Here is an 11,931-nt window from a genome sequence, read left to right as displayed (position 1 = left end):
TTTAAAAAAGTCCAGCAGTATTTAAAAATTCTCTACTTAAAAAAAAACGCCTCAACAAATTCATTATTTTGTGAAATTAACAAACAGAATTCAGTTTTGAGTTCTGTTTTTTATTATCTTTCAAAAAAATTTAAATCATTCAAGATGAGAAAACTCTTATTTATCTTCGCTGTAGCGGTAATGCTTGTCAGCTGTAAAAAATCCACAGAAACCAAAACCGCCGAATTCGTAAAAATGTACAACAACACCAGCGACATGATGGTGAGAAGTGCAGGATTTAAGTCGACAAAAGCAACCTCAACTCCTACGGGCGATGTTGATATCGAAATAAAAACAACTTATTTTGACACTGATATAGAAGCTGAACTGATGAAAAGTGCTATTCCGGACATCATTGGGCAGGCAATTCAGGCAGAACCGACTGGAAAAGAACTTTTGGAAGAGGGCGTGAAATTTAATCTGAAAGTGTACAGCTCAAACGGAGTGATTATTTCTTCAGAAACCATTGACAAAAACACAAAAAAAGGAAATATAGATCTTGAAGGAATTGCCAAAGGCGAAACACCGGACAGCGTACAACTCAATGAAATTTTAAAAGTTTTCAGCAAAAGTTTACCGATTGTAGACAAAACTTCCGGGATCAAGATTGTTGCTATTAAAGCTGATGCTGAGAATAATATTGTGTACTCCGCTGAAGTTCCGGATCAGTATGCAGAGGTGCTTGCCACCGACGAAGCTAAGCAACTGATGAAAGACGAAATGATGAGATCTACGGATGTGAAACAAATTTTCAGTCAGACCAAAGCTATCGGTGTGAATAACATCAAATACATTTACAGCGACACAAAAGGCAAAAAACTGAATGAAATTACAATCCAGAGAACAGACGTAAAATAATGAGTGATAATTCATCCGTATGGAAAACCATTTTGACGTTGGTTATTGCCCTCGTCAGTATCGTTCGTCTTGCGATGACCTGCAACAAAAGCTCTTCAAGTTCGTATTCGAACGATTCTTACAGCGAAATAAATTCGCTCATAAGTAGAAATTATGACCGACAAAAAGCGTCAGAATCAGTAGAAAATACTGCTTCCAACGATCTTTTCTATGAAAGCTATGACAGCATCAGTCACCTCAGCGATTCTGAAAAAGAAAATTACAGCGTGATACAACTGAAAAAAGATTCTTTGATTCTGCTGGATGTCTTTTCTAAAATCAATGTAGAATCAGGTGCTTATTTTCAGAAAAATTATGATGACACATTGAGTTTGGCCATCAAAAAACCTGATAACACAAGCATTTTTCTTCATTCTTATGATACAGCTGATGATCTGATGACGAATTTTAAAGCTGTGAAAAAGAAACTTAATTTACAGAATCTGGATATAAAATTGGATGAGAAAGATTCGAAATTTATTTCTTACAACTATAAAAAGAACGGAAAGAAAACCAATGGTTATGCACTTTTAGCAGCCGACCAAGGTCATTTTACTGCTTTGGAAATTGAAAGCAATAAGCTTTCTAAAGATGAACTTCAAGGAAAAGCATTTTCCTTAATAGCTCAGATTGCCAAATAACAAAACTCCCGAAAATTAAAATTTCGGGAGTTTTGTTTTATCTAAAATTAACCTTTCAAAATTTTATCCGGTGTAATCGGCAAATTTCTAAAGCGTTTTCCGGTCGCATTGAAAATCGCATTGGCAATGGCCGCTGCAGAACCAATAATTCCGACTTCGCCTAAACCTTTTGCACCGCTGGCGTTGAGATTAAAATCCGGTTTGTTGATAAAATCAACTTCGATTATTGGAACGTCTGCATTAACAGAGAAATGATACCCTGCCAGATCTTCAGCTACCAAAGCACCAAGGCGTTTATCAATGGTCATTTCTTCCATTAAAGCCATTCCCGTTCCGCCCACAACGGCACCGATAATCTGGTTTTTTGCCGGTTTTTCACTGACGATTTTGCCACCATCAACGACGCTCACAAAACGGTCGATTTTTACTTTTCCGGTCAGTTCATTTACCATTACACGACAGAAATGAGCTGCTCCCGAGGCAAAAGCATACTTCTTCTGATCTGCACCAGGCTCGGTAGTTTCCTCAACTTCAATGACCGTTAAATTATTGTCACTGAAAATTTTCTGAAAACTTACTGAAGCTGTTTTGTTTTTAATTTTAATATCAGATTCAGACAAAATAACATCTGAAGGTTTTATATTTTTAAAATCAAGGTTTATTTTTTCAGCGTATTTTATCAACTCACTTTTCAAAGTTTCGGCAATCGCATTAGACGATGCGCTGATGGAAGAAAGTCCGCGGCTTCCCCCCTGACTTGGAGCCTGTGGAAGTGTAGATTTCCCGAGATCAATTTTAATTTTATTTAAAGGAATTCCGGTGTTTTCATGAACGATATTCCGCATCGAAGTTCCCGTTCCAGTTCCGATGTCGGTCATGGCAGTTTTTACGGTCACGTTTCCATTGACATCCATTTCGAGTCCGGCGCTTGCTTTTCCTCGTCCGGCAGTCCACATCCCTACTCCCATTCCGTAACCTATGAGCCAGTGGCCTTCTTTCTTTTGCCGTGGCTGCTGATTCCTTTGGTTCCAGCCGATTTTCGTTGCCCCTTTTTCCATACATTCTCTGATGTAATTGGTAGACCAGTCCTTTCCTGTTTCAGGATCTTTTACATCAGACAAATTCTGAAGTCTGATGGCCAAAGGATCTTTATTCATTTTAAAACAAAGCTCATCAATGGCAGATTCCAAAGCAAAAGCTCCGGTGCATTCTCCAGGACCACGCATCCAGGTCGGCGTAGACATATTCAGCGGCACTGTTGCCATCTGCGTTTTTAAATTCTCAAAACCATACGCCAATCGGCTGATTCTCGTGATATTTTCAAGGAAATTTTCGTAGAGTGAGGTTGTATTTTTGCTGTCGTGAAGCAAACCTGTAAATTTCCCTGAAGCATCTGCACCTAACTTTATTTTCTGCCACGATTCCGGACGGTAACCGACCAGACAAGACATTTGAGTTCTTGTAAGCATCAGTTTTACAGGCTTGTTGATTTTTTTTGCAGCCATAACTGCTAAAACAGTATTTGGCCAGACTCTTAACCCAGAACCAAAACCTCCGCCCATAAACTCAGTGATGACCTCAATATTTTTTGGCTGAAGACCAAACAGTTTGCCCACCGTATTCTGAACTCCGTTGACACCCTGATTTTTATCGTATAATTTCAGTTTTTCATCTCCATTCCAAATGGCGATGGTGGCGTGCATTTCCATCGGATGATGCACTTCGCCTTCGATGTGATATTCCTGCTCGACATTGTAGGCAGAAGATTTCCAGTTGTCAACATTTCCTCTCTCTTTTCCGTCATTTTTTAGAGAGATTGAAAGATGAGAATTTTTGAAATCAACATTTGCTTTCGTCTGCTGGTAGGAAGTTTTAACCAAAGAGGCAGCGTACTGAGCTTCCTCAAGAGTCTTTGCAATCACGACAGCCACTGGCTGACCTTTAAAATAAACCGTATCGGTATGCAAAACCGGAAGCCCGATTTTGCTTTCTTTAATTTTTTCTTCTGACGCTAAACCAGCAACAACCGGCTTATTGGTGTGCGTTAAAATATCCAGAACACCATCTGCAAGCATTGCATCTGCAGTATCAATTCCAGTAATTTTTCCTGATGCAACAGTACTTCCGACAATTACAGCGTAGGTTACATTTTCGGTTTTGTATTCTGCGGAGTATTTTCCACGGCCAGTCACTTTTGCCAAAGCTTCGGCGCGTCCTTCTTTTTCTATATTGAAATCTAAATCATTATCAAAAAATGCCATATCTGTTCTTTTTTTAAGGATTTAAACTGTTTTGAAGTGCTGTAATCATCGCTCCTCGGAGCATTTCTTTTTTAAAACCATTATTCGAAAGAGGTTTCAAATCTTTTATTGCTAAATCTGCTGCCGCTGAAAAATTTTCAGTTGTAGGCATTTTTCCTTTCAGAAAATTTTCAGATTCGTACCATCGCCACGGTTTATGAGCCACGCCACCGGAAGCCAACCGTGAATCTTTGATTTTTCCGTTTTCCAGATCTAATGCGGCTGCAACTGAAACCAGTGCAAATGCGTAGGAAGACCGGTCTCTTATTTTTACGTAAGCATTATTTTTACCGAAATTATTTTTAGGAATTTCAATGGCTTCAATAATCGAATTCTGAGGAAGATTGGTATCCAGATTGGGTGTATTTCCGGGAAGACGATGAAAGTTTTTAAACTCAATCTCTTCCTTTTTATTTTTAGAATTTCGGGTAATGACCGTCGCATCCAAAGCTGCGAGGGAGATGCAGAAATCTGAAGGATGTACAGCAACACAGTCTTCACTGTAACCAATTACGGCATTCATTCTGTTTTCGCCATCTTTTGCGCTGCAGCCAGATCCCGGTTTTCTTTTATTGCAAGGCGTTGTGACATCATAAAAGTAGGGACATCTTGTTCGCTGCAACATATTTCCGGCACACGAAGCCATATTTCTGATTTGTGGTGAAGCTCCAGCTAAAATAGCCTTCGAAATCAGGGAATATTCTTTCAAAACATCAGCGTTTTTGGCAACTGACGAGTTTTTAGACATCGCTCCGATTCTAAGTTTCTTTTTATCCACCTCAACGGCTGCAGATAAAACTGAATTTACGTCAATAATATAATCCGGCTGTTCAATGTTTTTCTTCATCAAATCGACCAAATTGGTTCCTCCTGCGATGAATTTTGCCTTGTCATTCTTCTGCGAAATCGTTTTGGCAATATCATCTTTTCTGAAAAATTCAAATGGTCTCATCCTGCTACTTTTTGTATAGATTCTACAATTCCGTTATACGCACCGCAACGGCAAAGATTTCCGCTCATAAACTCTTTTATTTCTTCTACCGAACCGGTATGACCTTCTTTCACACAGGCCACAGCCGACATAATCTGACCCGGCGTGCAATATCCACACTGGAAACCGTCACACTCGATAAAAGCCTTTTGCATCGGATGAAGATTTTCTCCGTTGGCAAGTCCTTCGATGGTTGCGATTTCTTTCTCCTGAACTGTGCAGGCCAAAGTAAGACAACTCAAAACCCTTTCGCCATCGATATGAACGGTGCACGCACCACATTGTCCGTGGTCGCAACCTTTTTTAGAACCTGTGAGATCAAGATTTTCACGGAGCATGTCTAAAACTGTTGTTCTTGTATCTAAATTAAGATCATAATTCTGACCGTTAACTTTCATTTTTAACGGAAGAACTTTTTTAGGTTTTACAAAAAGATTCCGCACTTTATCGCCCGCTGCTTTTACATGAATTGGTATTGCCGACCAGAAAACGAGCAGTCCTGAACTCATCAGGAAATTCCGCCGACTCATTGAAGGTATTTTCATATGTAGATTTTTATTTTTTTATAGGTCATCCCGAAATCGGAACAAGTTATTCTACCGCCCAATCTTCACTGGTATTTGCTTGAAAAGTTTCTTAATGGCGATTTCATAATTTTTTTAATTTAAATATGAATCAATATGTTGTAAGATACGCCTTTTAACAAAGGTTTTTAGTACCACAAAATAATTTAGAATGAAGAAAAATTAGAATTAAATAAGATACATTCTTGAACTCTAAACATTTGTTTTTATGAAATTTTCAGATGTGTTTTAATCTAAATTTTAAATGACAAAATCCATTAAATTTAAATATTAATCAAAATTCTTCATCTAAAGATAAAATCGATATTTCTTTATTGAAATTTTTCAAACAAATCTACCATTTATTGAATGTTGCATATTATTTTTGCAGTGAGATTTAATGAAACTAAATTATGGCTTCAAAAAATAAAACCGCAGAAACTGAAATTGATGTTAACGATTTTATCAACTCCTATGTAGAAACCGAGCAGAAAAAACAGGACAGTTTTCAGCTGATTGATTTAATGAGAGAATGGTCTGGTTTTGAGCCTAAAATGTGGGGACCAACGATGATTGGTTTTGGCAGTTATCATTATAAATACGACAGCGGACACGAAGGAGATGCGATGATCATTGGTTTTTCGCCAAGAAAAGCTCAGTTTTCACTTTACGTTGCTGCACCGGAAGAAGAAGATAAAAAGCTGCTTGAGAGTTTAGGAAAATTTAAAATGGCAAAAGCCTGTATTTATTTTAAAAAACTTTCTGATTTAAATCTTGACATTCTGGAAAAGCTCTGCAAATCTACCATCAAATACATCAGCGAAAATAACGAATGTGCCTGCAGATAATTGAGTTTAAATTAAACCTGAATCCAAATTTTATTACATCAAAATGATCAATCTATACCGCAAAACCGCCATTATTGAAGGGATTTCTTACCTTATATTGCTTTTTATCGCCATGCCCATCAAATATATTTTCGATATTCGTGAACCTGTAAAATACTTCGGTTGGATTCATGGGGTTTTGTTTCTGTTTTACTTCGCCGTACTCATCATTGCTGCTTTTATGTACAAATGGAGCATTAAGAGAATCGTCATTTACCTTGTAGGCTCTGTCTTGCCTTTTGTGCCGTTTTATCTTGACAAAAATTTAAAGAAAGAATATGCTCAAACCGAAAATTAAAGAGCTTTTCCGCTATCCCTCATTTTATCAGTGAAACTAAAACTGTAAAACAAAAAGAGATAAAAATCTCACTACTTTTCAACGAAAATTGACATCAATTATTTACTTTAATTTCTCAAAAATACTGGACATATTTTCCTTGTCAAGGCTTTCCATATCAATTAGTTTGAGAGATTTCACCATCTTCAAAGTCGAGGTTTTGTAATGCTGAAAATGTGGCGTCTGCGAATGAAATTGATACGCTTCTTTATCCGCATAGATTTCTACAATTCTGATTTGAGTTGGATTTTTCTGCTGAAACATTGGGAAAATAGCAATCACGCCTTTCTCTAATTTCACTGAAGCCGAAGCTTCATCTTTCAGAATAGATTTGTATTCTTCCAAAAATTCGGGAATAATTTCTATTTCCGAGATGCGAATCATCATATCATTTTCGATAATCGGAACAAGTGGTTTTCCGATAATTTTCCGAACTGTATTCGCTTGCGTTTTATTTACAGATTCTTGTATCAAATCCGCCAATTGTTCAAATTGATTTTCAGTAATTCCTGTATTTTTTCCAATACCGATGTGCGATTGCAACTGTCCTTCTACTCCCCTTAAAGAAGCCAAAGCTGAAATCGTCACCAATTCTCTTTGCTGATAAGTCAGAACATCACTTACAAAAATATCGGCAAATAAATGTTCTTTCAGAAAAGCATCAATTCGTGGAGCAAATTCTCCGAAACCTTTTGCAGGCTTCGATTGTGGTGTTTTTGAAAGTACTTCTAAAGTTTTTCTGCCTTGCTCGTATTTGTCTTCAACATTATTTTCGACGATGATTTTTTTCCCTTCGATATCATTAATTCCTTTCACTCTTCTTTCATCCAAAACAGTTTTAAAAGTATTAATGGCATTCAAACTCCTCGGAAAACCGCAGTAAGCGTATAATTGTACCAAAGCTTCTTTGATTTCATTAATTGTCAAACCGGAATCTAAACCTGCATTCAACTGAAATTTCAGATTTTCAAGATTTCCGACTGCCGTTAATGAAGAAATCTTTACCAGACTTTGTTCTTTAACATTCAAATTTTGAGTTGCTGTATTTTGCTGCGCATTCATTTTTGTAAAACTTAATGTAAGAACAAAAAGAATTATCCATTGAAGAAACTTGTTTTTTTTCATCATAGAAAATTATTTTTTGTTAGCTTCAGCATATTCTTCATCTGAAACTGCTTCCAGCCAAGTATTTTGATTAGTTTGAGGATTACCTGTCGTCGCCAAATGCGAAAACCAACTCGTTGCAGTTGCGCCGTGCCAATGTTCAACCTTCGGAGCAATTTCTACGATATCTCCAGCTTTTAAACGACGGGCTGGCTTTCCTCTTTCCTGATATAAACCTTCGCCACCAACGACAATCAATAATTGTCCACCCGTGTGACTGTGCCAATTGTTGCGACAACTTGGTTCAAATGTAACGTTGGAAAGTGGAATATTTAAATCTTTGTTGCCCGTCAATGGCGCCAAATAAGATTTACCTGTAAAATATTGAGCAAATCCAGTGTTTTCTTCGCCCGTCGGAAAATCACTTATTTTTGGAATGTCTGTTTTCATTTTGTTTTGATTTTTTGTCTTTTGTGCGAAAGCGAATTGCCCGAACACAAATAGAATTAATGTTAAAAAATATTTCATTTTGATGACTTCTTATTGTTAAACAAAGTTCCGTCCATTCCATCAAATCATTGTTATACCGATTACGGTATTGCTTACCATTTTTACTGATTTATTTCAAATTCATTTTAAAGAAATCCTCAATCTTATCAAAAGGAATCACATCCAATTTATCATACAAATCCACGTGAACAGCATTTGGAATTATCATCAATTCTTTCGGTTCGGAAGCCGATTTGTAAATGTCTTCGCTGAAATATCTTGAATGCGCTTTCTCTTCTGCAATCAACAACATTGGTCTTGGTGAAATTTCTTTGATATTACCCAAAATCGGAAAATTCATTAATGAAAATCCACTTGTTTTTGACCACGCTGCATTTGAATTTATAGAACGTTCGTGAAAACCTCTCGGCGTTTTATAATAATCATAATATTCTTTGATAAACTGTGGCGAAGCTTCGGTTGTTTGTCCCAATCCGTTTTCAGGATATGATGTTTTTCCTGATTCTGCATCTTTCCAACGTTGAAGACTCATTTCGGTCAGAATTTTTGTGCGTTCTTCTGGAGTTCTCTTGTCATAATAATCGTTTGAAGCATTTCTTGGAATATCGTACATACTGGTCGTAACAACTGCTTTCACACGTTTGTCAATTGCAGCTGCATTCAACGCAAATCCTCCAAAACCACAGATTCCAATAATTCCGATTTTGTTTCTGTCGATGTTTTTTTGAAGTCCAAGAAAATCAACTGCTGCACTAAAATCTTCTGTATTGATGTCTGATGAAGAAATATTTCTTGGTTCTCCTCCACTTTCCCCTGTGTAAGAAGGGTCGAAAGCCAAAGCAACAAATCCACGTTCCGCCATTTGATTGGCATACAAACCGGAAGATTGTTCTTTTACCGCTCCAAAAGGTCCGCTGATAGCAATCGCAGATAAATGAGTTCCTGCATTTTTCGGAAGATACAAATCGCCCGAAATTGTAATTCCATAACGATTTTTGAAGCTTACTTTTTGTCTGGTAACTTTATCACTGAGTTGAAAAGTATAATGTTCTGTTGTATTCATTTTCTTTGAATTTTGTTTGGATTGTGCTGAAATCTGTGCTGAAATCTGTGCTGAAATCATCAGAAATACAGCAATTATTAATGTGAACTTTTTCATTATTATCTAATTAAATTTGTTTAATGATTTTCGCAGGAACTCCGCCAACAACGGTATTATCAGGAACGTCTTTTGAAACAACTGCTCCGGCTGCGACAACGGAATTTTCGCCAATCGTTACACCTGCTAAAATGGTTGCATTGGCTCCAATCCAAACGTTTCTTTTGATTAGAATAGGTTTGCAGATTAAGCCTTTTCTATGTTCGGGATTTAAAGGATGATTTTCTGTGACCAGACTGACTTTCGGACCGATGAGAACATCATCTTCAATCGTGATTCCGCCTAAGTCGAGAAAAGTACAGTCGAAATTAATAAAAACGTTTTTCCCAATTTTCAGATTCTTTCCATAATTGATATAAATCGGAGTGAAAATCCCCACTGAATTGTTTTCTACGCCTATAATTTGATGTAAATAATTTTGAATTTCCTCTGCATTTTTTGATTGATTTAGTTGCAGAAGCAATTCTCTGGTTTGGAAAGAAGTTTCCCGCAAAAGATGAATCTGAGAATCATTGGGTAAAACTATTTCGCCATTCCTTAATCTTGTAAAAATATCATCTTGCATAATCTCGATTTCTGATTACAAAATTAATAGGAAAGCCTCACAAAGAAGTTTCTGCGAGGCTCAAATTCGTTTGCTGAGAAGCTCAGTTTTTAGAATGAGGAGCTAAGATTCTGTTTTCAATCATTAAAAAATGTCCAACTCTGTTTTTAATCAGCCATTTTCCGTTTTCGAAAACATAAGTATCATCGTATCTTACGCTGTAATCGCTCAAGGTTTCTTTTCCGTCAGATTCTCTAATCATTTTGATTTGTGAAAAAGAAATTCCGGTTGCATTATCTCCCTCAATTTCAACTGAATATTGTCCGTTCAAGGTAAAATACGTTTTTACCAACAAGGCGTGTTCGTTAAATTCTGCTCCAATTTTATCGGTTCCTGTCGTATTTGCAACCACAACTCCATTCATATAAACTGTGTAATTGGCATCTGAAGTAAATAATTTCATCTGCTCTGCAATTTTTTTCTCATCGCCCAATGTTGCATAAGCGTCAATCAGATTTCTCAGTTCTTCCTTAATTTTCAAAGTTTCTAATGTCATAATTTTAAATTTTAAATGAATATTTTAAATGAATATTTAAATCATTATTACTCCACAAAACTATAGTATATTTGCTTACAAAATATTAGTTATTACCTAAAGGTTATTGACTAACTAAAATGACATTTATGAAGGAAGACAATGAAAATCAAATCGATAGTAAAGAATTCACTGATGAATGCCATACAATTTTGACAGCGGTTTCAGACTTTATTTATGTAATTGGAGGTAAATGGAAATTGATGATTATCATAGCAATCGCAAGAGGAAACAATCGTTTTACCGAAATACAAAGGCAAGTAAAAGGTATATCCGCAAGAGTTTTATCCAGCGAATTGAAAGATTTGGAACTGAACGGATTTCTCATCAAAAAAGTTGCAGTAGGTTATCCCGTAACGATACAATATGAACTTTTACCCTACAGTGAAAGTTTGCAGGAAGTTGTGGAAGCGATGACCAAATGGGGAATTCAGCATCGGGAAAAAATTAAAACTGAAATGTCTTCTGATAAATCAAAACAATAAGCTAAACTTCCGTCGGCGAAAAACCATATTGCTTTTTGAAAGCCGTAGAAAAATGTGACGGATTTTTGAAACCGACTTCAAAATAAACATCGTGCACTTTTCTGTTCTCTTCTTTCAGCTTAATATAAGCCATTTCGAGACGTTTTTTAATCAGCCATTTTTGTGGTGTGAGATTGCTGATTTTCTTGAAATCTCTCTTAAATGTCGCCAGACTTCTTCCTGTAAAAGACGCAATCTGCTCCATCGACAAATCATCCATATAATTATCATTGAGGAATTCCAGAATATCGACTTTCCAAGGTTCTGCAAAATCGAAAAGGATTGGATAAAAATCTTCTTTGGTGTTGAGCAAGGCATGAATTCCTTCCAATAATTTCAATTCCGTAATGCTTTCCGTAGGTTTTACATTGCTGTCGAAATAAGGCGTTAGCGAAAGAAAAAGACTTGTAATTGCCGTATCTGGTTCAATTTTAAAAACATTAGAATCTGAGATTTTTACACTCTGTGGAATCTCGGTTTTGTTCATTTTGCTGTAAAAGTCTCGCAGGATATTTCGTCTGAAAGTCAAAGAAATTCCTTTGTAGAGATTTTTGCCTTCGCCGTTTTTATACATTTTCAAGCGGTGGTCTCTGCGGACAAATGCACATTCTCCAGCTTTCAAAACGATTGTTTTATCTCGGTCTTCAATAACCTGTTCGCCCGAATAAAGATAGACCAAAACGTGCTCTGGCGTAGAATGGATGCACTTTGTACTTTCTTCAGCAAAGCAGGACAAAAATATCCCTGAATAACTTAGCGTTGTATAATTTTCGTTTTCCTGAATTTGCATCTGCTGATTTTTTATGATTTTAAATTACAAAATTATGTCTTAGAAAATCA

Annotated in this window: 14 protein-coding genes; 5 read left to right on the top strand and 9 right to left on the bottom strand. The window is 36.5% G+C overall.

Annotated elements, in window-relative coordinates:
- The first annotated feature begins 144 nt into the window (after window positions 1-144).
- Both AC2A1G_RS01580 and AC2A1G_RS01575 read left to right on the top strand, forming a co-directional pair.
- Window positions 145-897 carry a hypothetical protein gene (locus AC2A1G_RS01580; protein WP_484045203.1) on the top strand — a complete coding sequence of 251 codons (753 nt, stop codon included), beginning with the start codon at window positions 145-147 and terminating at the stop codon, window positions 895-897.
- The gene (locus tag AC2A1G_RS01575) at window positions 897-1,577 is read left to right on the top strand and encodes a hypothetical protein (protein ID WP_484045202.1); all 681 of its coding nucleotides are present in this window, start codon (window positions 897-899) and stop codon (window positions 1,575-1,577) included. The genes AC2A1G_RS01580 and AC2A1G_RS01575 overlap by 1 nt, the downstream gene beginning before the upstream one ends.
- A gap of 47 nt (window positions 1,578-1,624) precedes the next feature.
- Here the strand turns inward: AC2A1G_RS01575 and AC2A1G_RS01570 are convergent, their stop codons facing one another.
- Genes AC2A1G_RS01570 through AC2A1G_RS01560 form a run of 3 tightly spaced genes read right to left on the bottom strand, consistent with a single transcriptional unit; the run spans window position 1,625 to window position 5,413 of the window.
- Window positions 1,625-3,838: a xanthine dehydrogenase family protein molybdopterin-binding subunit gene (locus tag AC2A1G_RS01570; protein WP_484045201.1), complete on the bottom strand. Its 2,214-nt coding sequence runs from the start codon at window positions 3,836-3,838 to the stop codon at window positions 1,625-1,627.
- A gap of 13 nt (window positions 3,839-3,851) precedes the next feature.
- The gene (locus tag AC2A1G_RS01565) at window positions 3,852-4,829 is read right to left on the bottom strand and encodes an FAD binding domain-containing protein (protein ID WP_484045200.1); all 978 of its coding nucleotides are present in this window, start codon (window positions 4,827-4,829) and stop codon (window positions 3,852-3,854) included.
- Window positions 4,826-5,413: a (2Fe-2S)-binding protein gene (locus AC2A1G_RS01560; protein ID WP_484045199.1), complete on the bottom strand. Its 588-nt coding sequence runs from the start codon at window positions 5,411-5,413 to the stop codon at window positions 4,826-4,828. Before AC2A1G_RS01560 ends, AC2A1G_RS01565 begins: the two co-directional genes overlap by 4 nt.
- Window positions 5,414-5,844: 431 nt before the next feature.
- Here AC2A1G_RS01560 and AC2A1G_RS01555 point away from each other — a divergent pair, with 431 nt between their 5' ends.
- Both AC2A1G_RS01555 and AC2A1G_RS01550 read left to right on the top strand, forming a co-directional pair.
- On the top strand, window positions 5,845-6,279 hold the full coding sequence (locus tag AC2A1G_RS01555; RefSeq protein ID WP_484045198.1) for a DUF1801 domain-containing protein: 435 nt from the start codon (window positions 5,845-5,847) through the stop codon (window positions 6,277-6,279).
- Between the two features lie 43 nt (window positions 6,280-6,322).
- A complete protein-coding gene (locus tag AC2A1G_RS01550) occupies window positions 6,323-6,616 on the top strand; it encodes a DUF3817 domain-containing protein (RefSeq protein WP_484045197.1) in 294 nt (97 codons plus the stop codon).
- Between the two features lie 102 nt (window positions 6,617-6,718).
- On the opposite strand, the gene AC2A1G_RS01545 is transcribed toward AC2A1G_RS01550, so the two are convergent.
- The 5 genes from AC2A1G_RS01545 to AC2A1G_RS01525 all read right to left on the bottom strand — a co-directional run bounded on the left by AC2A1G_RS01545 (window position 6,719) and on the right by AC2A1G_RS01525 (window position 10,528).
- A complete protein-coding gene (locus AC2A1G_RS01545; protein ID WP_484045196.1) occupies window positions 6,719-7,783 on the bottom strand; it encodes a carboxymuconolactone decarboxylase family protein in 1,065 nt (354 codons plus the stop codon).
- 6 nt (window positions 7,784-7,789) lie between these two features.
- Window positions 7,790-8,209 carry a cupin domain-containing protein gene (locus tag AC2A1G_RS01540; protein WP_484045195.1) on the bottom strand — a complete coding sequence of 140 codons (420 nt, stop codon included), beginning with the start codon at window positions 8,207-8,209 and terminating at the stop codon, window positions 7,790-7,792.
- A 169-nt stretch (window positions 8,210-8,378) separates the two neighbouring features.
- On the bottom strand, window positions 8,379-9,428 hold the full coding sequence (locus AC2A1G_RS01535) for an alpha/beta hydrolase (RefSeq protein ID WP_484045194.1): 1,050 nt from the start codon (window positions 9,426-9,428) through the stop codon (window positions 8,379-8,381).
- A gap of 10 nt (window positions 9,429-9,438) precedes the next feature.
- The gene (locus tag AC2A1G_RS01530) at window positions 9,439-9,993 is read right to left on the bottom strand and encodes a sugar O-acetyltransferase (protein ID WP_484045193.1); all 555 of its coding nucleotides are present in this window, start codon (window positions 9,991-9,993) and stop codon (window positions 9,439-9,441) included.
- An 82-nt stretch (window positions 9,994-10,075) separates the two neighbouring features.
- On the bottom strand, window positions 10,076-10,528 hold the full coding sequence (locus tag AC2A1G_RS01525) for a nuclear transport factor 2 family protein (protein WP_484045192.1): 453 nt from the start codon (window positions 10,526-10,528) through the stop codon (window positions 10,076-10,078).
- A gap of 128 nt (window positions 10,529-10,656) precedes the next feature.
- Between AC2A1G_RS01525 and AC2A1G_RS01520 the strand changes: the two genes are divergently transcribed.
- Window positions 10,657-11,052 carry a winged helix-turn-helix transcriptional regulator gene (locus AC2A1G_RS01520; protein ID WP_484045191.1) on the top strand — a complete coding sequence of 132 codons (396 nt, stop codon included), beginning with the start codon at window positions 10,657-10,659 and terminating at the stop codon, window positions 11,050-11,052.
- Window position 11,053: 1 nt separating this feature from the next.
- On the opposite strand, the gene AC2A1G_RS01515 is transcribed toward AC2A1G_RS01520, so the two are convergent.
- Window positions 11,054-11,881: an AraC family transcriptional regulator gene (locus AC2A1G_RS01515; RefSeq protein ID WP_484045190.1), complete on the bottom strand. Its 828-nt coding sequence runs from the start codon at window positions 11,879-11,881 to the stop codon at window positions 11,054-11,056.
- Between the last annotated feature and the right edge of the window lie 50 nt (window positions 11,882-11,931).

It is taken from the genome of Chryseobacterium sp. HNCC26DJ240 (genome assembly GCF_057180485.1).
Note: the sequence above shows the minus strand (reverse complement) of the source record. Positions and strands in the feature narration are given on the sequence as shown.